Genomic DNA, 24,633 nt, shown 5'->3' with positions numbered 1-24,633 from the left:
TCTTCGGCATGATCGAGCGTGGCGGGGAGGTGCGCATCGTCATGTTGGCGGATGTCAAGCAGCGCACGATTCGTCCCCTCATCGAAGAGACCATTGAGCCTGGCACCCTGATCAACACCGATGAATACGTGATCGACGACGCCTTGCCCGCTTGGGGCTACCCGCGCAAAAGCGTTTGTCATGGTCGCGGTGAATAGGCTCGCGACGAGGACGGCGACGGCTTTCACGAGGTCCATGTCAACACCATGGAAGGGTTTTGGTCGCTGCTGCGCTCCTGGCTGCGTCCGCATCGTGGCCTCTCACAGGAAAACTCCCTCTGTACCTCGGGTTCTTCGAATTCGTGCACAACGTCAGACAACGGGGACGAGCCTTGCTGGGGGCACTCCTCGAGACGTTATTACAGCCGGAAGCATGTCCTCAAAACCCACAATGAGCCTCCTCCAAATGCCGCGGCAACCGGATACGCTGCCCGTGATATCCCTTGATCGCCTGCTCCAGCGTCGGCCCATCGTGCTGTTCAAGCACTGCCTCGGCGATATGGACCTTCCCGTCCGGGTCGATCCCCAACAGGTTGTGATCATAGGCGGTGTGATGCAGCGCTGACAGGCAAAGCCCGTTGCTGACCTCGGGCCGGCCTCGCTCGTCGCGATCCGGGATGATGTGCGCTGCCTCCAGCAGCCCCGGTACCGGCAGCCCCGTGATCGCACAGCGGCGGTCATAGGCGCCGAGCACTAACTCCCGAAACTCCGCCTGATGCAGCCGGACTTTGGCCTCCACCGTCGAGTAACGGCGATCGGGCGGCAGTGCCAAACCGAGATCATCGGCGGGCTTCGCAAGCTCACGGGCACTGCCCACGGCCACGGTGCAGCGCAGTGCCGCTGCATCCCAGTCGGTCAGGTAGCAGGGAAACAGGATCTCGTAGACGCCTGGAACCAAACCGTAGAAGTACAGGAACGGTGTCTGGTCCTCAAACGCTTGGCGCAAAGCGATGTTGTCACGGTTGCCGGGGTCCGTACCCTGGAAGGCGTAGCTGAAATAGCCGTCATCGCTCAACGCATCGTCATAGCGGGCGGTGCGGCCTTTTCGGGGACGAGTTGTTTTGATGCTGAGCAGCCCACGCTGCATCTGCCGTGGCCTATGAATACCACGCGCTTTTCCAGCCAGGTAGACTTGCTCGCCCTCGACACGAAACCCCGGCTGGATCGCCGCCCAAGGCACTGCTCCAGCATGCGTCTTGCGCAGCTGAGCGCAGTGCTGAAAGGCCGCTAGGCGGATCTGTTGGTCAAACTCGTTCAACACCGCGCACCGTTCACCGCACCTCCAACCGCTCCGTCACATCATCAAACCCCGGATCTTCGGCAACGATCGCCGACAACTCCTGTCGGCTATCCTTGCGAGCGCGACGCGCCGGATTTGCTCAGGTTCAGGCTGACGCCGGGGAAGAGCTGAACACGGCGCCAGAAACGAAAGCTCATGCTGGCCTCCTTGAATATCGCCCGCCTAAGCCGCTTGCTGAAGCAGCCCTGTGAAACAAGAGGCGATGATGACACATCACCTGATCGATTACGAAAGGGTCCACCTCAGGCAACTGGAGGCTTGGAGCGAGAGCAAGCATCGGCTACCGGTCGAGTTGGTGATGCGGATGCGGGGTCTCGACATCGCCCGCCTGGAGTGCAAGGATTCGGCGCAGATAGCGCTCGACGCTGATGAGCATGGGATACGCCACTCGTGGCGCCTTGAACTCGGACGAACGTGTTATGACCCAGACAGCAAACCTCATCCCTGGTGCGAATGCCGCCATTGGCGCCTCGGCAGGACGCCTCATCGTGCGTCACCGCTCGACACCAGGTATCGATGTCAACCTGACCGCCTTCGTGCTCAACGACGAGGGACGCGCCACGGGCGATCCCGACATCGTGTTCTACAACCAATCCCGGCATCCCACCGGCATGGCGCAGTTCAGCGCGCCCAAGGACGTGAAAGGGTACAAGGAGCATGCCATCGCGTTCGACTTCTCGCGCGCACCGAAACATCTGACCCGGATTGCGATCACCTTGACCGAGGATTCAGGGGCTGATTTCGGTAAGGTGCCTGGACTACAGGCCAGCGTACTCACCCAAGCTGGGGAGATTCAGCTCGCGCCGGGAACCTTCAGCACCGAGAAAGGCATCATCGTCGCGGAGCTGTATCTGCGCCAGGGTGCGGCCAAGGTCCGCTCAATCTGGCAGGGATACGCATCGGGACTCGCGGGCCTTTGTGACGCCTACGGCATTGAGGTTGCGGATACGCCGGAGCCACCTGCAGCGCCGCCTTCACCTCCGGTGAACCTCCGCAAGGTGAGTGGCAGCATCAATCTGAGCAAGGGTGACACCTCGGTCATCATCGAGAAAACCGAGTGCATCCTAGCTACGGTATCTTGGACATCCGGCACCGATTACGATGTCTACGCACTGGTGCATACCAAGGACGGTCGGGAAGTGCATGTTGCGGCGTTTCCTGCCAAAGGCGTTTCCGTGCTCATGAACTATGACAACGGCGCGGTTCGGCATCTCGGGGACGTAGGCCGGGATGATCAAAAAACTAAAACGGAAACCATCGAGATTCGACTCAACGACAACATCGCTGCAGTCGTGCCGGTGGTCTACTCCGCGCAGTCAAACGGAACCGGGTCGTTTCACCGCTATCAGGTGTCGATGCGCATTGATAACCAACAGGGAACGGATGTGACGATACCGGCCAAGAACGCCAACAACAACGACCAGATTTATACCTGTGTGCCTGGTGTGATCCGAAATACGGTGCATGGTGTGGTCATTGAGGCGCTTGAACTCTACAGCAAACCCCGCTCCGAGAACCGCCCCAAGTTGACCTTGAAAAAAGATGGAGGCATCCAGGTCAAGATGGATGCCGGACCCAGAAACGACTACAAGTAACCAGGATCAAAGATGGCAATTGACCTTCAAAAGCGTCTCGAGCACGTTGCTTCACCGCTCAGAGGTTTGAGCCCGATACGCGCGGGTTTTTCCAGCCTCATCGGCCTGTCAACGCTTGTTGCGATGCTCTCTGTTCCATCGGTGGTGTACGCAGACTGCGATGCAGGAGAGCAGCGCCTGTTCTTCTGCAACACCGTCAACAACAAAGTGATTCAGCTGTGCGATGCGGGCGCTACCATCAACTACAGCTTTGGCCGGCCGAATGCGCCACCGGAGCTTGCGCTGCGGGTGCCGCGTCATCTGGCCTCAACCTGGCAATGGCAAGGGGTCGGTCGTTGGATGAGCTATAGCGTGGTGGTTCCGAACGGAGACACACGCTATCAGGTCTTTTTCAGTGTCGATCGCCTCTCGGAGGAACATGCGATTGAAGCCGGCGTCGATGTCGAGGTCGGCGGCAAGCACCTCGTCAGGGTTGAATGCCGAGATGACGGTACCCTTTTCCAACAACTGGAAGGGGTTGATTTGCCGGCAGACGATTAGCGCCGCGCCGCACCTGCTTGCAAACACTGACCTCATTGCCGCCTCGTGCGTCAGGCTTGCGCGCGGGGTCGCCCATCAAGGCGCGGTAGGCCTTTCCCAGCACCGCCAACCAATGGAGACGAACGGTGACAGCACCGGCAAGATGATCAGCGCCTGCCAGGCGTTCAACGACTCGGTCTGCTCGGGACCAAAGCCCCAGATCGCCCAGGGCACGCCACTGAGCATCGCCACATAGGGCAGCAGCATCAGCCGCCAGTAGCGCGTTCGCGGAGAGCGCCAGGGGCGAAAGAAGACCACCGCGGCATAGCCCAGCCCCGCCAAGGCCAGTCCCAAGAGTCCAACCAGCCACTGCCCGCGCCATATAAACAACAGCGCCAGAGCAACAATCCACAGGAAACCGCCGGCCCAGCCGAGGAGCCAGCCGAGCTGCTCACCACGTCGGGTCGACATGCGCGGCTCAGTCATCCGCTGTTCCGATATCGACATGGTCGGCCATCCCCGCATCCACCCGCTCGCGCAGCTCCTTACCCGGCTTGAAATGCACCCGATGCCGGGCCGGCAGCGTCACGCTCTCCCCCGTCTTCGGATTGCGTCCCAGCCGTGGTTCATAGCGGCGCAGATCAAAGGCGCCAAAGCCACGCACCTCGATGCGCTCACCGGCGGCCAGGGTCTCGCGCATCAGGTTGATCAGCGCCTTGATCGCCAGGTCGATGTCTTCGGGCGCGAGTTGCGTCTGTTGACGGGCGAGGGTGGTGATGAACTCGGTGCGGGTCATGGATGAGGTGGGCATGGACCGACAGGATCAGCCGGAATCATAGCGCGATCGGGACCCTTATTGGTCTGCGCCGTCTGGATGCGCACAGCGCGCGGATGGCGCTCGCCGTACCACTGCGGCCAGCGCTCCGGATACTGCAGCAGATCATCGAACAGACTGATGTCCTCGCCGGTGGCCTCCGACAGCGCCTTGCCGCGCTCCAGGCCAAGCCAAAGCAAGAAGCGCTCGAGCTCATGGCGGTAGGCCTCGAGCGTCAGCGGGTTGTCTTTCTGCCGCGCGAGCCAACGGCTGACCGCCTCCAGATCGGTGCGACAGTCGGCCAGATGGCCACGCTCGGGGGCGATCAGCCAACCCGAGCCACCGGCCGGGATCGGGGGTAGGGCGCCGGGATGGGGCGAGGTCTCCGCTGCGTCACTCAGGCACCAGGGCAGCCAGTCGATCGGGGGCGGTTCAGAGACGGGAAGCAGGGGTTCACGCATCATCAGCGTCCTGATTCAGGCGCATGCCTGGAGTGTCGAACAGAGCTCGCGTAGACCAATGACCGTGATCCCACCGGGTTTGCGGTAACGCTCCTCGCCACTGTAGACGATCCAGGCCTGATCTGGCCTGAGATCCTCCAATGCCTGATGGAAGCCGCGGTCCGGAGTCGGCGCGAGACCGCGCTTGATCTCGACCGCCCAGGTCTCGCCGTTCGGCAACGCCAGCAGCAGATCGATCTCGGCGCCGACGGCGGTGCGATAGAAGCTCGCTTGCGTGCCATCCGGGGCGCAGCCGATCAGGTTCTCGATCACAAACCCTTCCCAACTGGCACCGACTACCGGATGGCCGAGCAGCGCTTCGCGGGTAGGCAAGCGCAGCAGCGCATGGACCAAACCGGCGTCACGGAGATAGAGCTTGGGCGAACGCACCAGGCGTTTGCCGACGTTGACGTGGTAGGGCGCCAAACGCCGCACCAGTAGCAGATCCACCAACAGATCGAGATACCGGTTCACCGTGCGACCGTCCAGCGCGAGCCCGCGGGCCAGCTGCGCGGTATTGAGCAAGCCGCCTTGATGATGGGCCAGCATGGTCCACAACCGGCGCAAGGTTTCAGCCGGCGTGCGGGCGTCGAACTGCAGGATGTCCCGCTCCAGATAGGTCCGAATGAACTGCTCGCGCCAGATCATGCTGGCCCGATCGCTGCGAGCGAGGAAGCTCTCCGGGAGACCGCCACGCAGCCAGAGCGTCTCGCAGGACTCCGCGGCGACCTCCAGCACGTCAAAGGGAGCCAGCTCGATATAGGCGATCCGCCCGGCCAGCGTCTCGCTGGACTGGGCGAGCAGATCGATCGAGGCCGAGCCGAGCAGCAGAAACTGTCCGGCCGTGCGCCCCTGGCGTCGCCCCTGATCGATCAATCCGCGCAGCGATTGGAAGAGCGCCGGCACCCGCTGAATCTCATCGAGGATGACGAGCCTACCGGCATGGCTGGAGAGGTAATCGACGGGGTCGGAGAGTTTGTCGCGATCGGGCGGCGATTCGAGATCCAGATACAGACTCGGGCGCTGATCCCCAACCGCCTGTGCCAGGGTGGTCTTGCCCACTTGCCGAGGGCCGAGCAGGGCCACCGCCGGAAACTGCTCGAGGCGTTCGTACAGGATAGCAGTCAGGCGGCGGTCTAACATCCTTGTAAAATTAGCATCATGATGTGCATTTTACAATGATGGCTGATCTCAAGGAGTGCCGGCACCCGATCGGTCGATGACGACCCAGTTTCGGCCCGCGCGTTTGGCACGATGCAGCGCCGCCTGCTCGAGGTCGATCTCCAGCGCCAAGAGGAGAAATTCTTCTCCGCCCCAGCGCGCCAGATGATCCGTGCGGCGGATCACCTGCTGCAGGGTGCTGGCCGGTGCCGTTTCGGGTGCCGGACCCGCGCGCCTTTGCGTTCCACAAAGCCTGGCTCTCGCAACGCATGGATCGCGAGCCGGTCAAGAAGCCGCGCGATCTAGCACAAGCCTTTGCGGTGGCGCGGCTGATTCGCGACCAGCGGCCGCAGTGTTCCTTTATGCAATGGTGATCCAACGGTCAGCCGTTCCTGACCTCGGTGGAGCTGGCGCTGCGTGCCTTATGCTCCGTGTCGATGGACGGTTGCTGCTTGGGTCTCGGTAGACAGCCTGGGGCCGCTGCGCCGCCACAGCTGTTCCGCGAGCAGCAACCAGAGCGCGATGACGGCGACGGTCATCAGCGTCATCAGCGGCAGCGAGCTGACCCGGATCTCACGCGGGATCAGGTCGTCGATGGTGAGGGCCAGCACGGCGAGCACCAAGCCGGCGGCAAAACGGCTGCTCGGCGCAAGACCGGGGGCGAGGACCCGGTCGCGCAGCAGCACCAAGATGGCAGGGAGCAAGAGCACCAGGTGATGGGTCCAGCTGGCTGGTGAGATCAAGAACACCGCGATGCTGATCAGTGAGAGCTCCAGGTCGTGATCGACCGCGCCGCGCGGTTGCGACCACTGATCCGCGCGAATGAACGTACGCCGCGGCCTTGCCATCGATGTCGCGTCTGCGTCCGCGTCCGCGTCCGCGTTTGCGTCTGCGCCTGCATCTGCGCCTGGGCCTGCGCCTGCGCCTGCGTCTGCGCCTGCACCTGCGTCTGCACCTGCGTCTGCACCTGCGCTTGATCCAGTTCCTGGTCCCGAACGCGCACTCGCATCCATACCCGTATCCGCGCTTGAGCGGACCTGGGTCGCTTCGCTTGCGGTCGCGCTGTCTGATGCCAGGCCGCGCCGCATCGAGCGCCAGAGCACCACGCCCGTGGCGCCGATGACGATCAGGATTGCGCTGCCGGTGAGGCGCGCGGCGAGCGCTGGATCATCGGCGATGATGCTGCTGAACTTGTTCGGCACCAGAAAACGCGCAATGGCGCCGGCCAGGCTGCGGTTCCAGGGCGCGGCGATCGAGCTATGACCCGGCGGCAGTTGGGTCAGGCTGGTGGTGGCGACGATGTCTTGCCACCAGGAGGTCCAGCTGCCGCTCGGGGCGATCCAAAGGCTGAGGCCAATGAGCAGGCCGCCGGCGACCAGGCCACCGATGACCAGCCTCGGGCGCGGCAGCGGTCCAGCGCCGAGGCCGAGCAGCACATAGTGTGGCTTGGCAACACAGCCAAGCGCCAGCCAGGCGCCGGCGCCCGCACCCTCGCGGCCGCGCCGTAGGGCGCGCCAATAGCCCCAGATCAGCAGTAGCAGCAAGAGGTTGACCTGGCCGAATTGCAGGTTCAGATAGAGTCCGCCGAAGCCCGCGATAGCGAGCGGTCCCCAGAGGCGTAGCTTGCCGCTCGGGTCGTCGCGCGCCAGATCACCGACGATGACCACCATCACCACGACCGTCAGCAGCAGGTTCAACGTCAGCATCACCTTGCCCAGTTGCTCCAGGCTCAGGCCGCTGATCGGGTAGAGCAGGGGCAGGGCGGTGGGCGGATAGGTGAACGGCAGCACATCGCCAGGGCGGCGCGGATAGGGGTCTTCGCCGGCGACGAAGACGCGCTCGGCGGCGGTTGCATAGACGGCGATGTCGGTATCGCGCAGCGTGATCTGCGTCGTTATCAGCCCGAGCAGGACGATCGCTAGGCTGAGCCCGAGCCAGAATCCGCGCACAGGCCCAAGCACATCGCCGCGCGCGGACTCGCACGCCGACCTGGGCTGGCGCTGAAAACGCATCCACGGCCGTCGTAAGGGCCGATCGCCGTGTCGCTGACCAAGAGGCCTCTGTGGCTTGTGCTGGGGGCTGCTCATCGGGTCGTTGCCGAGGTCACTCGAGGGGCGATGCCATAGGCGGTGGTCGATTGGGTGCGGTGCATCATTCGACCCGCTCGAGGGTGCTGAAATCGGGCTCGACGACCTTGTTGTCGCGCCGGAATCGATAGGCCTCTTGAACCAAGGCGAGATTCGCTCGATCCGCCCCCCAGGCCTTGCTTTCGCTGCCGATGGTTTGGCTGTCCTCGGCCCAGAGTCGCCAGAGGATCGCGGCATTCTCCCAATAGGCGCCGGCGACATAATGCCCATCCGGACTGAAGACGGCATTGGCGACGCCACCGGCGCCGCCCTCTAAGGGCAGAAAGGTGCTGAGCGTCTGGGGTTGTTGACGGCGCCCCGTCGGACGTTTCCAGATCCGAATGCTGCCATCGCGCGAGCCAGTGAGTATCCACTGACCATCGGGGCTGAAGTCGGCGCGATAGATGCGGTCTTGATGGCCGCTGAGGATCGCGAGTGCGTCCCCTTGTGGGCTCCAGACCCGGGCGCTCTTGTCCATCGATGCGGTGACGAGCTGCTTGCCATCGGGCGCAAAGGCGATGCTATAGATGCGGCCGCTGTGCCCCTTGAGAGATTGGACTTGACCGCAGCTGGGGGCGAGCTTGGTGTCGTCCTGGGGCTCGGTGTCTGGCTGGGTGTCTGGCTCGGTGGTGGTGAGCGCTGCAAGGTCGAGCTTGATGAGGGCTGCGCGGTCGGCCTCGCCAGCGATGGCGATCGTGCTGCCATCGGGGCTCAGCGCGATATCGCCAATCTCGCCGACGCCGGCATCAGCCTGGCAAAGAGGTCGCCACTGATCGGAATTGGAACGCTCTGCAAGACGCAGGATGCCGTCTTCGTCACCGGTGGCGATCAGCGTGCCAGTCGCGGTCTGCAACAGGGCGGCGGCCTCGATCGGCGCTACGCCATGCGGCAAGCCCTGGTTGGTTGGCAGTGGCTCGCAGGTCTCGCTGGAGAAGGCGCGCACCGGCGCGACGGGATCATCGGAGGTGGTCAGCACCCAGCTGGCATCGGGGCTGAACAAGGCGTTGTAGACGGTGCCCTGCTCGGATGCCGTGACCTGCAGCTTGCAGTCGATGCGCTTCTTGACCAGATCGGCAATGCGTGCGGTGCCGTCGTTATGGGCCGAGGCAAGTCGGTCTCCCGCCGCCGAGAACTGAACCTGACGTACCGGGCGCATGGGCTCTTGACCGAGAAACTCGGCCCAGGGCTCGGGTCCGCTGCTGGAATCATTGCGGCCATAGCGCCAGACGCGTATGCCGCCATCAAAGCCGGCCGTGGCAAGCAGCAGTGTGTCGGTGCCGCGGGCGATCGTGGCTGGGGCGATGGCGGTGTCGACGGACCAGACGTGATCTGGATGCTGCAGCCGGTAGGCAACCTGAGAGACGGGTGTCACGCGCCAGAGACGAGCCGTCTCGTCACGGGCGGAGAAGGTTGCGATACGCTCGCCTTGGGCGTGGAAGCTGGCGGCGATGATCGCCGCGTCATGGCCGAGGACAGCGATGGACTTGCCGGTCTGCAAACCGGTCAGCTTGGCCGTGCCATCGAGCGAGGCGCTGAGGACCAGGCTTTCGTTGAGCTGGCCTGATGCGGAGGCTGGCGGGGCGACGATGCGCAGGGTTCCAGCGCTCAAGCGATGGCTATTCAAAACCACCGCCTGATCAAAGACCTGCGTCGTGTCGGGTGCTCCAGGGATCGCGTCACTGAGCGTCCAGCGCACGATTTGTCCCTCGTCGTCTGCGGCGACCAAGAAGGCCCCAGACGGGTCGAAGGCGAGATCCCGCACCGCGCTTCGGTGCATGCTGAATGTGCGCCCGCCGATCCGTGCCGAGGACAGCTCGGTGATGGGAACGCCATTGCTGCGGTAGAGTCGAATCCGCTCATCGGCAGCGGCAATGGCGATGCGCTCGCCGGTTGCATCGAACAGGGCGCGGTCGAACGGCCGGCCGACCGGGCCATCAGCCGGCAGGGAGAGCCTGATCGCGCCGGACTCGAGGTCGATCAGTCGGGAGCGGCCGATGCTGGCGGCGGTGAGGACGGACTGGCCATCGGGTGAGAAGCTGAGGCTGCGAATCGGGCCATCCTCGAGTCTTTTGTCGAGGATGATGCGGCCTGGTTGGCTGAGGTCGAGCACACAGAGACCCTGCTGGCCTTCGCCAGTGTCTTGGCTGAGGGCGAGGCGTTGACGGCTGTCATCGAGCGCGAAGCTGAGCCCCGGCGGGGTGCCGCAGGCATAGTCCGGCTCGGCGCCAGCGCTGGCTGGGAGGCGCCAGACCCCTTCACTGCCAATGCCAAAGGCCTGGGTGCCGGGGCCGAAGATCAGCGTATGCAAGCCGAGCTCGGCATCGGCCAGCGTCTGCTTGGGTGCGAAGCGTCCCTGTCGAAGCTCGAGCAGCGTCGCCGACCCGTCGGGCAGAAAGGCGGCGAGGTGCGAGCCTTGGTCGTTGAAGGCTGGGGTGCGCGGCTGATCCGGGATCGGGTTCGGCGCACTGGCCATGGCAATCATGCGGTTACTGCTGAAGGCCAGGCCGAGGGTCTGCACGGCGCGTTCCGGCAGGTCGGCGCCGGCAGCCAACGCCAGGTCAACGGCCTGGAGCGTGTTGCCGCGAGTGATTGAGAGGTTGGCTTCGTTGAGCTTGCTGCGGCTGAGGTTGGCTTGGGCGTCGGCATAGGCGCGGTAGGCGAGGCCGGCTGAGATCGCCGAGAGCAGCATCAGCGCGGCGAGCACGGCGCCGACCGCGCGCACCAGTTGGCTGCGTCGGCGCAGGAAGGCGAGATGCGCTTGGGACTGGGCGATGAACGCGCGCTCGAGTGGCTCCAGCTCATCGGCGTAAGTCTCGCGGAGGGCCTCGGCCTCGGCCGAGCCGAGGTCACGCAGCAGATACTCGCTGTTGCAGTTGGTGCGTTTCCAGAGCTGCGCTTGGCGGTCGAGCTGAAAGCGTCGAGCGAGCAATTGCCGATGGGCGGGAACCGACAGCCAGTGGCGCACGGGCTCCCAGAGCCTGAGCAAGACCGGATGGCTGAAGGAGACGACGGCTCGATACTGGCGCCAGTCTTGCTGCCCGTCCTGCCGCCCGTCTTGCCGCTCAGCGTCGGCGTTTGTATGACCGTCGGCATCCCTAGGGCCGTCGTCGCCTGTACGGCCGTCGATTTGCTGCAGCGGCGCTTGACTCCTGTTGTCCGAGGCCGGGCCGGGGCTCGATCGGCCGGGATGCAGCCGCCGCAGACGCCGCCGCCAGTCCGCTCGGGTCTGACGCCAGATGGCGGCCAGCTCAGAGCGGAGCCGATAGTCAGGGGGCTCACATCGGCTCTCTAAGGTTGGATCGCGCAGTCCCTCGGTGATGACCAGTCGCGCATCGATCAGACGTTGCAGCAGGCGCTCGCAGTTCGGATCTTGGCGTAGCAGTGCAAGGCTGCCGAAGCGGTTGGTGGCGCGACCGTTGGCGCCGCCTTCAAGGCTGATCAGCGCTCGGCAAAGCGTTGGCAGGGCGCTGCGCGTGTCTGCGTCAAGCTCGGCCCAGACGGCCTCTGCACGCCTGAGCACATGGCCGCTCATGCCGCCGGCGGCGAGATAATCGGCGCTGGAGAGCCGCAATCCGTCGCTGCTGGTGGCGGCTTGTCGCTGCAGGGCGCGTTGGTAGCCTGAATCCAACACCGCTTGGAGCAGCGGCGGCCAGAGTCGCAGTCGGTTGGCGTCGGCCTCGATATGCTCGACCAGTTCGCGCTCGCCAAGCTCGTGGGCGTCAATCTCGATGCCGGCGATGCGCGCCGGGATCTCGATTACCTGGCGGATGCGCGCGGCCGATGGCGAACCGATCTCGCTCCAACCCTGTCGCTGGATCAGTGGATGCAGGGCCGACAGGCGCTCGAGAGCGGGCAGGGCGTCGCTACGCAGGATCGCGACCACCCAGATGGCGGTGGCGCTGGCCAGTGCCAGCAGCGTGGTGGCGAAGGTCTGTAGTTGCTCTGGGGGCGCAGTGTCGAGTGCCGCGTCGAGCGGATCGAGCAGCAGCAACAGCCGAGTGCCACCGCTGGTGGTCACCTCCAGCGAGCTGGCCTTGAGGGCGCTGCTGATCTGCTGTGCTGCTAGCGCCGGGTCGCTGATGAGCAGGCGATGGAGTTCGGCGCTGCCGAGGCCGACATTGGCGAGCGGCTCGGCGAGTGCGGGCTGAGCGCAGAGCGCTTCGGCGATCGCGGCGGTGGGGCCTGCTTCAGATGCACTGGGGTCGACGAGGCAAGCGCGCACGGCGGCGATCTCGTCGAACTGGAACGGGCGCGTCAGCCTGGGCAACACACCAGCGCGGAGCAGCGAGGTCTTGCCGCTGCCGCTCGGACCCGTCACCAGCAGCAGGCTGGTCTCCTCGGCCGCGAGTTGTTCGAGGCGCTGGAGCAGATCTCGGACCTCCTGCTCACGGCCGGTGAAGATGCGTGCGTCGCTGATCTCAAACGGCCGATCGGGTCGGAACGGGCTGCCTTGCCAACGCAGATCGCCGGTGGTGGCGCGACGCTCGGCGCTGATGCGTCGATTGAGTAGCTTGCGCAGCTGGGTCGAGACCAGCTCGCGGAATGCCGTGGCGTTGTCGAAGGTGCGGAAGGCGCGGCGGAAACTGTTATCGTCGAAAAAGAAATGCGCGCGAAAAAACTCTTCCAATCGGCGCCGGTCTTCGACCGCTTCGCGGGCGAGTGCGGCGTCGGTGATGTCGACCAGCTTCGGCGTGGTCTTTTTGTAGACCAATACCTCGGGGATGCCAGCCTTGGCCGAGGCCTCGACCGCATTCACAAACTCCCACTCGGTGCCGGTCATGCCGCGATAGGGCTCTTGCGGCAGCGGCGAGCCGAGTCGGGTCCAGAGGATGACGAGGACGATGTCGCAGTCTTCGGGCTGGGTGAGTCCGGCCTGGAAGGTGCGATCCGCCGTCAGCGCCTCTTCCTCCCAGAGGACCGCGCGGAGTTCGAAGTACGGCAGATACTCGCTCGCCAGCTGATCAACGATGTCTTTGACCACGGCGCGCTCGTGATCGACGTCGGCTGGTGATGAGACAAAGATTCTGACGGACTTGTCGGTCATGTGGTCGTTTCAGGAGTTCGGAGTCTGCTCAGGGTCTGCTAAGGTCCGCGGGGCGATGGTGGCGGGCATCGAGACGTGCCGCGTCGGTCAGGGTACAATGCCATGAGGGAACCGAATTGGCATCATCTCAGCCGGGGGGCGCCCTGATGCAAAGCGAGACGACTGACCCGCAGCGTATGGAGCAACTTCTGCGTGACGCGGTGCGACAGATCGCAGGTGACGGCGACCTCGATCGCTATATTGCCTGGTCGCGGACACACATTCCGACCGGGCTTGGCGTTGAGTCCGAGCTGGTAGAGGGGGAAGCTGAGCGGTTAGCGGCCATGCTGGGGGTGGCGATCTGGAACGCGACCCCGCGCGCAGACAATGACTGGCGTCCGCTTACCCTCAAGCCGCCGGGCGACGATGAGCCCTGTTTCTGCGGCTCGGGTCTCAATTACCGTGATTGCTGTGAGCCGCTCGGGCCGGTGCCCGAGCTTCCGCCCGAGCTGATCTGGGATCTGCTGATCGATGATCTGCCGGAAGAGGCGATGCAAGAGGCGCTGCGCCGCCGCGCAGTGCCAGATACCCTCTTGGCCAAGGTCGCCGAGCGTTGGCTCGAGCACGAGCGACCCGGACGTGCGGCAGCCTTGCTCGAGCCCTTATTCCGGGGTGACATCAGCGCGCTCGATGGTCGCTATGAGCCGGCACTCGACATCCTCTGCGACGCCCTCGATGCATTGGATCACTGGAAGAAGAAGCAGGCCTTCCTGCTGCGGGTGACCGATGAAGGTAGCCGCGAGCTGAAGGCCGCGGCCTGGCAACGCTTTACCATGATGTTCATGGATGAGGGCGAACTCGACTATGCCGATGAGGCCTTTCAGCAGGCCCTGCGTCATGGTCCAGATAATCCGTCCACCGCACTGCTCGAGATCACACTGCTCGCGGCCCGCCACGACGACGTTCGCGCGCGCTCGCGCGCTCAATTCTGGCGCCACCGGTTCAGGCGCAACGGTGATACCGACACGGGCTTCCTCGGGTTTCTCGAACAGGCCATGGTCGATCCGCAAGAGGCATTGGTTTCCAGCCATTCAGCAGCGATGGACCCGCTGCTACTGGAGCTCCGGCACTGGATCAATGCGTTACCGGCGCTGCCACCGCTGGCCTATCAGATCGAATCACTGGATGATCCGCTCGAGGCCGGAGCCGGCCGTCAGCTTTCGTTGTTCCCCGATGAGCAGTTACCTAGCGAACACGCGGTTGCTTCATCAGGAGCCTGCGGTGCACTCTTGCCAGGCACCCGTCTGCGCGCGATCGAGCGTGAATGGCGACGCATCTTTCCGGCTTCGAAACCCTATTCAACGCAGCTCTCAGCGCTCGACGACGGCGCGGTTTGGGAGGCGGACGACTGGATGCGGTTGCTCACCGCGCAGCCTGAGGTGGCGAACAGTTTGGATGTGCTCGATGATCTAGCGACCGCACTCTATGAGCATCCCGAGAGCAGCCTGCCTTGGGTCTCGCATACGCTGTTGGGGCCGCTCTATAAGCGCGCGCTTGCGATCATCGATGCGACCGTCGCTGAAACCGGCGTCGGCTGTCTGCCTTGGAGAGCGGAGCGCAACCGTCCGGCGCTGCGGTTGTTGTTCCGCGCCTATCTGCATGAGGCCGAGGCTGGCCGAGAGGAGGCCGCCGCGGCAGTGGTCGAGCGTTTGCTGGCGTTGAATCCCCAGGATAACCATGGCGCTCGCGCTGAGTTGATGAACCATTACTTGCGTGCTCGATCGGATCAGCAGGCGCTGGAGCTTGTGCGCCGATTCCCGAATGACCTGCTGGCCGATCTTGCTTATGGTGAGGTGCTTGCACTCTATCGCTTGGGACATCAAGAGCATGCGGCGCGAGCGCTGAACAGCGCGGTGGATCGCTTGCCACGCATCCCGCGTTTCTTGTTGCGCAAGCGGATTAAACGCCCGGTACTGGATGACGCCGGCTTTACCCCAGGCGGCGAAGATCAGGCCTGGCTCTACCGCGAAGCGATGCGCGATGTTTGGGAGGCTGAGCCTGGCCTCCTGAGCTGGATGAAGAAGCGACTCACTGCTTAAGGAGGCACCGATGGCGCAGGCTTTTAAAGTCGTTTTTACTGGAACCCTCGACCCTACCGTCAACCCTGAGGACGTGGTGCGAGATTTTGCCGCCGTGTTCAAGGTCGGCGAGCAGCAAGCCCGCGAGCTCATTACCGGGGGCCAGGCGCGGGTGCTGAAAACCGATGTCGACGCCGACAACGCGCAGCGTTATCAAGCTGTGCTCCAGGAGATCGGGATGGCATCGCGGGTCGAATCGATGACGATCCATGCCACGGGCGCGGAGGATGCGGCGCAACCCGATGCGTCACCGGCTGAGGCGCCGGCCGCCGATGGGGCCGGTTTTGGCGCTGGTGCTGCCGATTTGCAAAGCACGGTTTCTCTGGCGAAGCAGGCTACTGAACGGATACCGGCCAGCGCCGCTTCCAACGTGCTTGGCGACCAGCAACCATTCGGTCCGGTCAGGCATCGAGCCAGTCATGGCTGGTATTGGATCACCCAAGCCTGGCAGCAATTCAAGGCGCAGCCACGGGTTTGGCTGGCGGCTGTGGCCTTGGTCTATCTGGTAACCTTCGCGCTCAGCTTGGTGCCAGTGCTCGGTTCGCTGGCGACCATGATTCTCGGGCCGGTCTTTGCTGGGGGGCTGATGTTGGGAGCCCAGTCACAGGAGCGCGGCGGTAGGCCGCGGGTGATGGCTGGGTTCGATGGCTTCTCGACGCATGGAGGACAGCTGGCCTTGGTTGGCCTGCTCTATCTCGGCTGCCTGATGGTGGCGTTTGTTTTGGCTGGCCTGATCGCGATGGCAACCGGAGTCGTAACGGTCGGTTCGATGGATGCCCTGAACTCCAGCGATCCTGATGTTGTCGCGGCTGCTTTAGGGCCGGGGCTCGGCCTATTCTTGCTCGTCGTGATGCTGACCATCGTGCCTGTGTTGATGTTGTACTGGTTTGCGCCGGTACTGGTTGCGCTGGAGGGGATGACTGCGCTTGAGGCCATGCGAATGAGCTTTCGCGGTTGCTGGAAGAACATCATCCCCTTCACTGTCTACGGCTTGGCCCTCTTTTTCATCTTGCTCGGCGCCAGCCTGATCTTAGGTGTGGTGAGTGCGCTTCTGGCCGCGATCTCCGAGACGCTGATGGTGGTCTTGATGCTGCTGATTATGCCGCTCATGTTGGTGTTTGCCGTGCTCGTTGTGCTCTCGATTTACAGCGCCTATCGAGATGTTTTTCACACCGGGACGCAGTCACAGGGAGCCCATGTCTTTTGAGCGATCGCCAGCGTGATGTGCGTTCGGCATCCAATGCTCGCTCGAGTCCTTCAATACCCTCAGCTCATCAATAAACTCAGCTCACCCAAAGACGGAGATATCGGTTATGCGTTTGCGCTCTCTCACCTTAACAGCCAGTCTGCTCTGCGCAGGCACGCTCGCGCTGGCCGGCGATGAGCCGGCCGATACCGCGTCTGCTGTCAGCGATCTACCTGAAGGACGCTTGGTCTACGGTCAGTACATGGCGACGGTCGGCGACTGCCTTGCCTGCCACACGCGACCCGATGGCAAGCCTTTTGAAGGTGGGTTGCCGATCGATACCCCGTTTGGAACCATCTACACGCCGAACATCACACCTTCAAAAGGCTACGGTATCGGCTCATTCAGCGATCAAGACTTTCTGCATGCGCTGCAGGACGGGATCTCGCCGAGCGGGCTCCCCTATTACCCGGCCCTGCCTTATCCTTCTTATACCAAGGTCTCGGATGACGATCTGCTCGCGATCAAGGACTACCTGATGTCGCTTGAGCCCTCCAGCTACCAGCCGCCCGAGACCGATTTGCGCTGGCCGTTCTCTGTGCGCGATCTCTTGTTCGGCTGGCAGGAACTGTACTTGGACAAGGGCCGTTTTGAGCCTGACCCGAGCCGCAGTGATGAATGGAATCGCGGGGCCTATCTGGTCGAGGGTCTGGGTCACTGCGGCTCCTGCCACACGCCACGCAACATGGCCGGCGCCACCAAGCCGTCGGAGGCGATGACTGGGGCCATCGTTGATGGCTGGTATGCGCCGAATCTAACCGCTGATCTCAAGGAGGGGATCGGCCGCTGGAGCGTCGATGAACTCGCCACCTTCTTGCAGACCGGGATGGCGCCCGCTGCGCTCGACGCAAGCGAGCCCGATCCGGGCGATGCCCCAGCGACCGAGGCTCTCGGTCCGATGGCAGAGGTGGTCCACGATAGCCTCTCGAAGCTGGCGCTTTCCGACCTGCGTGCAATAGCGGTTTACCTGAAGGATCTACCGCCGAAGACCGAGCCGACGCATCGGCCGAAGGTGCCCGAGGTACTGACGCAAGAGGCCTACGAGAAAGGTCGCTCGATCTACGTCAAGAACTGCAGTGCCTGTCATCAGGATCATGGTCAGGGCATGAAGCCCTACTTCCCCGCGCTTAGGGGTAATCCGGTGGTCAATGAGGCGCTGCCGAACGATGTGCTCAAGACCCTCTTGCTGGGCGCCCCATCCGATCCCTCGGAGGCCTTTTCGCCGCATGTGGTGATGCCCTCGTTTGGCTCGGTGCTGAGCGACGAGCAGATCGCGACCGTGGCGAGCTATATTCGCGCCAATTGGGGCAATGATGCGCCGCCAGTGACGGCGAAAGACGTCAAGGCCTTGCGCGAGTAGCTGATGCGGCGAGGGGTGCCGGGCTGCTGCACGGGCAGTGGCCCGCGCTAGAGCGGCTCTGGTGCGGCCTGTCTGTGGCGCCGATCAACTCGACGCTTGGCGGCGCGACGACCGCTCGCTCACCTGGCCTTGGGCGGACTCTGGAGGCCGAGCATCAGTCGGCGGCTTGAGGCAGCAGCTGGGCTCGGACTGAGCGGCTGACCACGCGTTGCTGGCGCTGCGATCGGCTGCCTGAGGCCAATAATACAGCTCGCGCGGTGCGCCATCGCAAAGGCTGCAGCCGGCGCAGGCGGTGGTGGTCGGGAGCTGCTCGATGCGTCCTTTTGCAACCCACTTATGCAGCATTGCGCGCGCGACCTGGGAAGGGACACCGAGCTTGAGGGCCACCTCCTGTAGCGAGATCACGCCTTGCTCGCGGACCAGATCGCGCGCCCTCGTCAGCATCAGGCGCGGCCCTGGGCGGTGTTCAATGCCATCTGTCGTCCACGTCGAGCCCAAAGGTGCAGGCCGGTGAAGACGGCGATCAGCAGCAGTAGCAGGCCGCCAATCCAGAGTCCAGAGGTCACTGGATGCCGCTCAAAGGTCGCCGTTTGGTAGAACAGGCTCGCGGTGACGAAGGCGATACCGGTGGTCCAGGTAGCGACGAAGGTCGCCCAGGGCGCGCCGGCTTCGCGTACGATGGCACCGATCGTGGCGACGCAGGGAAAGTACAGCAGCACGAACAGCAGATAGGCGAAGGCGCCGGCTTGGCCATCGAAGCGAGCCGCCATCGCGCCAAAGGTGCCGGTTGTGATGGATTGCTCCGCGGCGATGGCCTCAGGGTTAAGCTCCTCGCCGATCTGTAAGCCCAGAGGATCGGCAATACCACGACCAACCTCGGCAAGATTGGCCGGTACCGTCGCCGCTGCGGCCATCAGCGCCTCGTCCAAGCGGAACGGCGGCGCCTCATCCTCCGGTGCGGCCTCGGCCGCGAGACGGCTGTAGAGGCTGTCGAGGGTGCCGACGATGACCTCCTTGGCCAACACGCCCGAGAAGATGCCGAGCACCGCAGGCCAGTTGTCTTGGCCGATGCCCATCGGCGCAAACAAGGGCGTGGCGAGTCGGCTTGCAGCGGCGAGGATCGAGTCATCGCTGGCGTTTTGATCCAGCCGGCCGTCGGTGCCGATCGAGCTGAGCATGTTCAGGATCAGCACCATGACGATGATCACGCGGCCGGCCTCGCGCAGGAACAAGCGCACGCGGTCCCAGGTGCGCAGCAGCACGCCGCGCAGTTTGGGCATGTGATAGGGCGGTAGCTCCATCATGAAGCCGGTGCTGGCGCCGGCCAGCAGGGTGCGTTTCATGATCAGGCCGGTGATCAGGGCGATCAGGATGCCGGTCAGGTAGAGGGCAAAGACGACGTTTTGACCCGAGTGCGGGAAGAAGGCCGCGGCGAACAGCACGTAGACCGGCAGCCGGGCGCCGCAGGACATGAACGGGTTCATCAGGATCGCCAGCTTGCGCTCCCGCTCGTTCTCTAGCGTGCGGGTGGCCATCACCGCCGGTACATTGCAGCCGAAGCCGACGATCAAGGGCACAAAGGCCTTGCCGGGGAGTCCGATCGAACGCATGAATCGGTCCATCACGAACGCGGCGCGCGCCATGTAGCCAGAGTCTTCGAGCGCGGATAGGAAGATGTAGAGGCTGGCGATGATCGGGATGAAGGTGGCGACCACGACGAGTCCGGCGCCGACGCCATCAGCGAGGATGAGCCGTGCCCAGTCCGGCGCCCCGAGGCTGTTGAGGAGCACGCCGAGGCCGTCGACGAACAGCGCGGTCGCGACGCCGTCGAAGAAGTCGATGAACGCGCCGCCGATGTTGATCGTGAAGACGAACATCAGGTACATCATCACCAAGAACAGTGGGATGCCCCAAAGGCGGCTGAGGACGACGCGGTCGATGGTGTCGGAGAGGTGTCCGCTAGCAGCGCCACGTTGGCGTTGCACGGTCTTTGCCAGCGCATGGGCATGGGCGAAGCGCGTGTCGGCGATCTGAATATCGGGGTCCTCGCCGGTGCGTGCGGCGATGGCGTGCCGCCAATGCTCGATGCGTGCCTTGAGCTTGGGATCGAGATCGAGCTCGGCCAGGACTTGACGGTCGCCCTCGATGAGCTTTAACGCCAGCCAGCGGTCGTTGCGCTCCGAGCCACTGCTTAATCCTGGCGCCAGATCGGCGATGGCTTGTTCGACGCTCTCGTCATGGCCGAGTGTATAGCCCCCGCTCTCGCAGTTGTCAGCGACTGCGAGCGCGCGCGCGCTCAGTTCGGTAATGCCTTCCTTCGACACGGCAACCACCGGGACGACCGGACAACCGAGCTTCTCGGACAGTATTTCCGTATCGATCTCGATGCCGCGCTTGCGGGCGATATCCATCATGTTCAGCGCGAGCACGACCGGCACGTCGAGTTCGAGCAACTGCACGGTCAGATACAGGTTGCGTTCGAGGTTGCAGGCGTCGAGCACGTTCACCACCAGATCAGCGTCGCGGCTGAGCAGATAGTCGCGCGTGACCTGTTCATCGAGCGAATCCGCATCGAGTGAGTAGATACCCGGCAGGTCGATCACGCGCACCGGGCGTCCGTCAAGCTCGCTGCGACCTTCGCGTCGCTCGACCGTGACTCCCGGCCAGTTGCCCGTGGTTTGGCGAATCCCAGTCAGGGCATTGAACAGAGCGGATTTGCCGCAATTGGGGTTGCCGGCAAGCGCCATGGTCAAGGGCGCCTTCGCCGCAACCTTGGCGTTGGGTTCATTTAGGTTGCGATTCATCGCGGTACGACTCCGTGCGAAGCTGTGGTGGTTGCCGGCATAAGGGTGTCGTGAAACAAGCGCTGCATCGTCTGGGGTGGCGACGCGCTATGGTCGTCACGCTATGGTCGTTTTAGCCTGGGGCTCCTGGGTCTGGGCGCTGTTCAGTGTCGATCGGTGTGATCAGCAGCTTCTCGACGATACCCCCGCCGAGGGCGACCCGTGTGTTGCCGACCGAGACCACCAGACCAGATCCACGGCGGTGTGCGACGCTGACCGGGGTGCCGAGACGGATGCCAAAACCGCGCAATTTTCGGTGCAGTTCTTGGCCGCCCAGGATCTGTGTGATGACGGCTGATGAACCAACCGGCAACTGGGCCAGGTTCAATGGGGTTGTGACGGGTTGGTCCATCGAAATCGAGCTCTTCTTGCTATCTCGTCGCTACGGATCGGTTAAGAAACGCGTCGCGTTCTCAAATTCGCATTTTCAATATAGCGGCGATGCTGCCGTGGTAAAAGTCAGCATGACAAAATCGATTGACGCGGCGCAGCATTTTCGGCAATGGACGCTGCGGCGCCAAGGTCCGAGCCTGCATCGGTCCGAGCCGCTGGAGCGACAGTGGTGTCTAGGATAAGTGTCTACTAAAGGAGACATGGAAACTACCCATTGAGAACTCTTGCGTCTGCGCTATGCTGGATCTAGGGGTGACGTGGCTTCTCGTGTGTGTAGATCACGAAGGCTGTGGATGGTTGCTGCGGTAGGCGATCATGGGAGATGATCGTAGGCAAGTATGTATTTTGCAGGACACTTCGTGGGTATCCAGATGTCCTGTTGCGCAGAGGCATGAACGATGACACCGAAACAGACGCATACCTTATGGCATCTTCGCCGCCAAGGGCTGCAGTTCGAGGCTGAGAAGGCTGAACAGGCCTGGTCAAGAGGCCGTGAATTCCTTCCCGAGCAGCATGCGCCGCTCAAGCGGGAGACGCGTGAGTTGATCGATCAATGTAACTGGGAGCTCGTTGCCGAGGTTGCCTGAGAGACGCTTGACTGCGCTTTGCGGCCTGAAAAGCTCCGAAGAGAAACGCCGGAGAGATATACCACGAGGCGCGTAAATTGCATGAGGCGCGTCCACGATAAGGCGCATCAGGTGGGTGGTCATAGCGACGATGCAAGCAGGTTATTTGCTGCTCGAGACGCAACCCGACCGTCCTGGGGTCGTTTCGGTTCGCACAGGAGATGGCTTTCCTCGGCTCGATCGTCCAGGGCTGCGGTTTGTCGCCCGCTTCGATGACATCGACGCGGCCCTGATGCATCTGCATCAGGGGCTGCGTCGACACCTTAATAGCCTCGAGCCTCGAACCTACAGGGTTGATCTTGAAGTGGCCGTTGCAGTGGCCGACGCTATCGAACTCGATCATCGTCGTGTGTTTATCCAGCCCGAACTCGCCGAGTCCGCTAGCCTTGATCAACGGATCAAGGGCTTGCGTCTCAGACATCAGCGCTTTGATCTGTTGATGCAGGCTGTCGGCCTGCTAGCCCTTCTCTTCCTGGCCCTGTGGGGCTTGCTCCCGATCTGATGCTGGCGTCTGTCGGCCCTGTGCATTGCTCATGGTGCATCGCTCATGGCTCATAGCTCATGGCTCATGGCTCATGGCTCATGGCTCATGGCCGCTGGAAAGCGCCTCGCTGTGCCGGGCCTTGCTTGCCCAGGGTGCTCAGGGTGAGATCCGCGATAGGGGCAATTCGCGTAACCGCTGTACTCGTTCCACCCGACCTGGGTCGGTTTTTTTGCATCGCTATTCAGCGCGACCAGAAGCCACTGATGCCGGCGACTCCTTGGGCGCCATGGCTGATCGCTGTCTCGAGATCGCCTTCATCGACGCCACCAAGTGCATAAACGGGTAGGCAGGCTCGATCGACCAGCTCGGCAAAGGTCGACCATCCGAGGGGCGTTGCGTCCGGATGGCTTTGCGTGTGTTTTACCGGGGATAGCAAGGCGTATTCCAAGTCCAGCGCAGCGGATTTGGCGAGCGCCTCGGCACTGTGGCACGAGGCCCCTAGCAGCGACTTGTTGATCTGCGGGCGCTCGGTCAAGGCTGCGAGCCTGGCCTCAGTCAGATGCAGGCCGTCACCGGGTAGTTCGCGGGCGAGTGCTGGATCGCAGTTGAGCACCAGCTGAGCACCCGCCTGACGGCAAACTGGGGCGCAAGCCTGTGCGAGTGCCGCGTAGGCACGGGCCTCCAAGTGCGGCGCGCGCAGCTGAACGATGCGTGCGCCGGTGCGGGCGAGGACCTGCGAGAGTTGGACCACGAAGGCGTCGGGCTGGCGTGGCTCGTGACCGGTGATCAGGTAGCGGCTCGGCAAGTGCAGCGCATTGATGACGGGCCGGTCAGCGGCCGGAAAATGCTCGGGCTGCATGTCTGCCGGCAGCAGCCAATCCAGTGCCTGGCCCTCGCGCCCATGTGGCTGGCCCTGGTAGCTGAGGACTCGATGCATGTCGAGCAGCACCAGGCGGTCGCCATAGTCATGGCGTAGCCGGATCAGCGGCCTCGAGGTGATGACTTGGATGCCAAGCTCCTCATCGAGCTCGCGGGCCAAGCCTTGCTCGACCGGTTCGCCGGGCTCGAGTTTGCCGCCCGGGAACTCCCAGAGACCCCCCTGATGCGCGTCGATGGGTCGCTTGGCGATCAGCACGCGGCCTTGGGCGTCACTGATGACAGCAGCGGCGACATGGATCAGTTTGAGGCCTGGCGACGCGGAGGAATGAGCCACAGGCTGGCTAGGTTCGGTATTCGGCGTTGATGCGAACGTAGTCATAAGAGAGGTCGCAGGTCAGGAGTCGAGCACGGCTCCTGCCGCGGCCGAGATCGACCCCGATGCTGAAGCTATCTTTGGCCATCACAGCCTGCCCATCCTGCTCCTGGTAGCTTGGATCGCGGCCGCCGCCTGAAACGATGAGCACATCGTCGAGCCGGATGCGCACCTTGTCGATGTCGAGGTCCTCAAGCCCGGCGCGGCCGACTGCGGCGAGGATGCGCCCCCAATTCGGATCAGAAGCAAATAGGGCGGTTTTGACGAGGGGTGAATGGGCGATGGTATCGGCGACCTGTCGTGCCTCGGCTGCCGTGCGCGCCTCGCCGATCTCGATGCTCACCAGCTTGGTCGCCCCCTCGCCGTCGCGGACGATCGCACGGGCGAGTTCCTCACAGAGCGAATTGAGCGTCTGCTGAAAGGCCTTGAGGTCCATCGCCCCCTGTTCTGTCGAGGCTGGGTCATCGAGCGTTGGATTGCCGGCCGTGCCGGTGGCGACTAGCACGCAGGCATCGTTGGTCGAGGTATCACCATCGATGCTGATCGCGTTGAAGGAGCCGTCGACGGCCTGGGACAGGCAACGCTGAAGGCAGGCCTGGGTCACTGTCGCATCGGTCGCGATAAAGGCGAGCATGGTCGCCATGTCCGGCCGAATCATGCCGGCGCCCTTGGCGATGCCGGTGAGGGTCACTTGCTGGCCACCGAGCAGCAGCTGCCGAGTGGCGATCTTAGGAAGGGTATCGGTGGTCATGATCGCGCGGGCGGCGGCATCCCAGCCGTTTTCGTCCAGCGCTGCAATGGCTTGAGGCAGTGCTGCCGTGAGCCGCTCGAGCGGCAGGTATTCGCCGATGATGCCGGTCGAGAATGGCAAGACCTGTGCCGGATTGACCTGTGTTAGTGCTGCCAACGCTCGACAACAGGTGCGCGCGTCCTCGAGCCCGCGGGCACCGGTGCCGGCATTGGCGTTGCCGGCGTTGATCAATAGCCAGCGCGTGGCCTCGGCAGCGAGGTGCTCGCGTGCCACGGTCACCGGTGCGGCACAAAACGCATTGCGGGTGAAGGTGGCGGCGCATCTGGTGCCCTCCGCCAAGGCGATCAGGACCAGATCGTCGCGATCGCGATAACGGATAGCGGCAGGGACCGCAGCCAGGCGAACGCCACCGACGTTCATCGCGCCTGGCCGATCCGGACGATGAGCCGCTTGTTTCAAGGAGC

General features: G+C 63.5%; 22 protein-coding genes and 1 pseudogene. 9 read left to right on the top strand and 14 right to left on the bottom strand.

Annotation, left to right across the window (positions count from 1 at the left end):
* Positions 1-433, top strand: a pseudogene (locus CCR96_RS25650) (transposase); the annotation flags it as partial.
* Here CCR96_RS25650 and CCR96_RS17875 read toward each other — a convergent pair.
* Together CCR96_RS17875 and CCR96_RS25645 are read right to left on the bottom strand one after the other, a co-directional pair.
* Positions 418-1,296 (bottom strand): HNH endonuclease, encoded by an 879-nt coding sequence (locus CCR96_RS17875; protein WP_201221768.1) that lies wholly within the window; start codon positions 1,294-1,296, stop codon positions 418-420. The pseudogene CCR96_RS25650 and the gene CCR96_RS17875 overlap by 16 nt on opposite strands.
* An 89-nt stretch (positions 1,297-1,385) precedes the next feature.
* A complete protein-coding gene (locus tag CCR96_RS25645) occupies positions 1,386-1,475 on the bottom strand; it encodes a DUF4236 domain-containing protein (protein ID WP_201221766.1) in 90 nt (29 codons plus the stop codon).
* A gap of 237 nt (positions 1,476-1,712) precedes the next feature.
* Between CCR96_RS25645 and CCR96_RS17865 the strand changes: the two genes are divergently transcribed.
* Together CCR96_RS17865 and CCR96_RS17860 are read left to right on the top strand one after the other, a co-directional pair.
* Positions 1,713-2,933 (top strand): TerD family protein, encoded by a 1,221-nt coding sequence (locus CCR96_RS17865; RefSeq protein ID WP_207191994.1) that lies wholly within the window; start codon positions 1,713-1,715, stop codon positions 2,931-2,933.
* 12 nt (positions 2,934-2,945) lie between these two features.
* Positions 2,946-3,473, top strand: a complete 528-nt coding sequence (locus tag CCR96_RS17860; RefSeq protein ID WP_201221762.1) for a hypothetical protein — start codon at positions 2,946-2,948, stop codon at positions 3,471-3,473.
* Positions 3,474-3,548: 75 nt separating this feature from the next.
* Here the strand turns inward: CCR96_RS17860 and CCR96_RS17855 are convergent, their stop codons facing one another.
* From CCR96_RS17855 to CCR96_RS17835, 5 genes are read right to left on the bottom strand one after another with little or no spacing between them, the layout of a single operon-like run.
* Entirely contained in the window at positions 3,549-3,923 is a 375-nt protein-coding gene (locus CCR96_RS17855) for a hypothetical protein (protein ID WP_201221760.1), read from the bottom strand.
* A 7-nt stretch (positions 3,924-3,930) separates the two neighbouring features.
* Positions 3,931-4,248 (bottom strand): integration host factor subunit beta, encoded by a 318-nt coding sequence (locus CCR96_RS17850; protein ID WP_201221843.1) that lies wholly within the window; start codon positions 4,246-4,248, stop codon positions 3,931-3,933.
* Positions 4,245-4,730: a hypothetical protein gene (locus tag CCR96_RS17845; RefSeq protein WP_201221758.1), complete on the bottom strand. Its 486-nt coding sequence runs from the start codon at positions 4,728-4,730 to the stop codon at positions 4,245-4,247. Before CCR96_RS17845 ends, CCR96_RS17850 begins: the two co-directional genes overlap by 4 nt.
* Positions 4,731-4,742: 12 nt before the next feature.
* Positions 4,743-5,909, bottom strand: coding sequence for an ATP-binding protein (locus CCR96_RS17840; RefSeq protein WP_201221756.1), 1,167 nt, complete (start codon positions 5,907-5,909; stop codon positions 4,743-4,745).
* A gap of 48 nt (positions 5,910-5,957) precedes the next feature.
* Complete coding sequence (locus tag CCR96_RS17835) at positions 5,958-6,122, bottom strand: diguanylate cyclase domain-containing protein (protein WP_274601147.1); 165 nt, start codon at positions 6,120-6,122, stop codon at positions 5,958-5,960.
* Between the two features lie 11 nt (positions 6,123-6,133).
* On the opposite strand from CCR96_RS17835, the gene CCR96_RS17830 reads away from it, so the two are divergent.
* Entirely contained in the window at positions 6,134-6,301 is a 168-nt protein-coding gene (locus CCR96_RS17830) for a GSU2403 family nucleotidyltransferase fold protein (RefSeq protein ID WP_201221746.1), read from the top strand.
* Between the two features lie 48 nt (positions 6,302-6,349).
* Here the strand turns inward: CCR96_RS17830 and CCR96_RS17825 are convergent, their stop codons facing one another.
* Both CCR96_RS17825 and CCR96_RS17820 read right to left on the bottom strand, forming a co-directional pair.
* On the bottom strand, positions 6,350-7,939 hold the full coding sequence (locus CCR96_RS17825) for a glycosyltransferase family 87 protein (protein WP_201221743.1): 1,590 nt from the start codon (positions 7,937-7,939) through the stop codon (positions 6,350-6,352).
* A gap of 139 nt (positions 7,940-8,078) precedes the next feature.
* Positions 8,079-13,097 (bottom strand): nSTAND1 domain-containing NTPase, encoded by a 5,019-nt coding sequence (locus CCR96_RS17820; protein WP_201221741.1) that lies wholly within the window; start codon positions 13,095-13,097, stop codon positions 8,079-8,081.
* A gap of 146 nt (positions 13,098-13,243) precedes the next feature.
* Here CCR96_RS17820 and CCR96_RS17815 point away from each other — a divergent pair, with 146 nt between their 5' ends.
* The 3 genes from CCR96_RS17815 to CCR96_RS17805 all read left to right on the top strand — a co-directional run bounded on the left by CCR96_RS17815 (position 13,244) and on the right by CCR96_RS17805 (position 17,820).
* A complete protein-coding gene (locus tag CCR96_RS17815) occupies positions 13,244-15,175 on the top strand; it encodes an SEC-C domain-containing protein (protein ID WP_242519162.1) in 1,932 nt (643 codons plus the stop codon).
* 10 nt (positions 15,176-15,185) lie between these two features.
* Positions 15,186-16,421: a BPSS1780 family membrane protein gene (locus CCR96_RS17810; RefSeq protein WP_201221739.1), complete on the top strand. Its 1,236-nt coding sequence runs from the start codon at positions 15,186-15,188 to the stop codon at positions 16,419-16,421.
* Between the two features lie 106 nt (positions 16,422-16,527).
* Positions 16,528-17,820 (top strand): c-type cytochrome, encoded by a 1,293-nt coding sequence (locus CCR96_RS17805; RefSeq protein WP_201221737.1) that lies wholly within the window; start codon positions 16,528-16,530, stop codon positions 17,818-17,820.
* A gap of 84 nt (positions 17,821-17,904) precedes the next feature.
* Here the strand turns inward: CCR96_RS17805 and CCR96_RS25640 are convergent, their stop codons facing one another.
* The 3 genes from CCR96_RS25640 to CCR96_RS17790 form a co-directional block, all read right to left on the bottom strand.
* Positions 17,905-18,264: a FeoC-like transcriptional regulator gene (locus CCR96_RS25640; RefSeq protein ID WP_201221736.1), complete on the bottom strand. Its 360-nt coding sequence runs from the start codon at positions 18,262-18,264 to the stop codon at positions 17,905-17,907.
* Entirely contained in the window at positions 18,264-20,624 is a 2,361-nt protein-coding gene (gene feoB / locus CCR96_RS17795; protein WP_201221734.1) for a Fe(2+) transporter permease subunit FeoB, read from the bottom strand. The genes CCR96_RS25640 and feoB overlap by 1 nt, the downstream gene beginning before the upstream one ends.
* Before the next feature lie 112 nt (positions 20,625-20,736).
* Positions 20,737-21,015 (bottom strand): FeoA family protein, encoded by a 279-nt coding sequence (locus CCR96_RS17790; protein ID WP_201221732.1) that lies wholly within the window; start codon positions 21,013-21,015, stop codon positions 20,737-20,739.
* 439 nt (positions 21,016-21,454) lie between these two features.
* Here CCR96_RS17790 and CCR96_RS17785 point away from each other — a divergent pair, with 439 nt between their 5' ends.
* Complete coding sequence (locus CCR96_RS17785; RefSeq protein ID WP_201221730.1) at positions 21,455-21,643, top strand: hypothetical protein; 189 nt, start codon at positions 21,455-21,457, stop codon at positions 21,641-21,643.
* A 130-nt stretch (positions 21,644-21,773) separates the two neighbouring features.
* The gene (locus tag CCR96_RS17780) at positions 21,774-22,184 is read left to right on the top strand and encodes a hypothetical protein (protein WP_201221728.1); all 411 of its coding nucleotides are present in this window, start codon (positions 21,774-21,776) and stop codon (positions 22,182-22,184) included.
* A gap of 223 nt (positions 22,185-22,407) precedes the next feature.
* On the opposite strand, the gene CCR96_RS17775 is transcribed toward CCR96_RS17780, so the two are convergent.
* Positions 22,408-23,379 carry a Nudix family hydrolase gene (locus CCR96_RS17775; RefSeq protein ID WP_338035904.1) on the bottom strand — a complete coding sequence of 324 codons (972 nt, stop codon included), beginning with the start codon at positions 23,377-23,379 and terminating at the stop codon, positions 22,408-22,410.
* Between the two features lie 7 nt (positions 23,380-23,386).
* Positions 23,387-24,589, bottom strand: a complete 1,203-nt coding sequence (gene argJ / locus CCR96_RS17770; protein ID WP_201221839.1) for a bifunctional glutamate N-acetyltransferase/amino-acid acetyltransferase ArgJ — start codon at positions 24,587-24,589, stop codon at positions 23,387-23,389.
* Between the last annotated feature and the right edge of the window lie 44 nt (positions 24,590-24,633).

Origin of the sequence: Halochromatium roseum, assembly GCF_016653315.1 — a bacterium.
Taxonomy (GTDB): domain Bacteria; phylum Pseudomonadota; class Gammaproteobacteria; order Chromatiales; family Chromatiaceae; genus Lamprobacter; species Lamprobacter roseus.
The sequence above is the reverse complement of the archived record's forward strand: the minus strand, read 5'-3'. Positions and strand labels throughout refer to the sequence as shown.

Bases quoted from the DNA above. Each gene is read 5' to 3' on its own strand.
- CCR96_RS25645 (WP_201221766.1), bottom strand. From the start codon at position 1,475: ATGAGCTTTCGTTTCTGGCGCCGTGTTCAGCTCTTCCCCGGCGTCAGC.
- CCR96_RS17810 (WP_201221739.1), top strand. From the start codon at position 15,186: ATGGCGCAGGCTTTTAAAGTCGTTTTTACTGGAACCCTCGACCCTACC.
- feoB (WP_201221734.1), bottom strand. From the start codon at position 20,624: ATGAATCGCAACCTAAATGAACCCAACGCCAAGGTTGCGGCGAAGGCG.
- argJ (WP_201221839.1), bottom strand. From the start codon at position 24,589: ATGAACGTCGGTGGCGTTCGCCTGGCTGCGGTCCCTGCCGCTATCCGT.
- CCR96_RS17790 (WP_201221732.1), bottom strand. From the start codon at position 21,015: ATGGACCAACCCGTCACAACCCCATTGAACCTGGCCCAGTTGCCGGTT.
- CCR96_RS17865 (WP_207191994.1), top strand. From the start codon at position 1,713: ATGGGATACGCCACTCGTGGCGCCTTGAACTCGGACGAACGTGTTATG.
- CCR96_RS17820 (WP_201221741.1), bottom strand. From the start codon at position 13,097: ATGACCGACAAGTCCGTCAGAATCTTTGTCTCATCACCAGCCGACGTC.
- CCR96_RS17860 (WP_201221762.1), top strand. From the start codon at position 2,946: ATGGCAATTGACCTTCAAAAGCGTCTCGAGCACGTTGCTTCACCGCTC.
- CCR96_RS17850 (WP_201221843.1), bottom strand. From the start codon at position 4,248: ATGACCCGCACCGAGTTCATCACCACCCTCGCCCGTCAACAGACGCAA.
- CCR96_RS17840 (WP_201221756.1), bottom strand. From the start codon at position 5,909: ATGTTAGACCGCCGCCTGACTGCTATCCTGTACGAACGCCTCGAGCAG.
- CCR96_RS17805 (WP_201221737.1), top strand. From the start codon at position 16,528: ATGCGTTTGCGCTCTCTCACCTTAACAGCCAGTCTGCTCTGCGCAGGC.
- CCR96_RS17825 (WP_201221743.1), bottom strand. From the start codon at position 7,939: ATGCGTTTTCAGCGCCAGCCCAGGTCGGCGTGCGAGTCCGCGCGCGGC.
- CCR96_RS25640 (WP_201221736.1), bottom strand. From the start codon at position 18,264: ATGCTGACGAGGGCGCGCGATCTGGTCCGCGAGCAAGGCGTGATCTCG.
- CCR96_RS17780 (WP_201221728.1), top strand. From the start codon at position 21,774: ATGCAAGCAGGTTATTTGCTGCTCGAGACGCAACCCGACCGTCCTGGG.
- CCR96_RS17815 (WP_242519162.1), top strand. From the start codon at position 13,244: ATGCAAAGCGAGACGACTGACCCGCAGCGTATGGAGCAACTTCTGCGT.
- CCR96_RS17845 (WP_201221758.1), bottom strand. From the start codon at position 4,730: ATGATGCGTGAACCCCTGCTTCCCGTCTCTGAACCGCCCCCGATCGAC.
- CCR96_RS17855 (WP_201221760.1), bottom strand. From the start codon at position 3,923: ATGTCGACCCGACGTGGTGAGCAGCTCGGCTGGCTCCTCGGCTGGGCC.
- CCR96_RS17785 (WP_201221730.1), top strand. From the start codon at position 21,455: ATGACACCGAAACAGACGCATACCTTATGGCATCTTCGCCGCCAAGGG.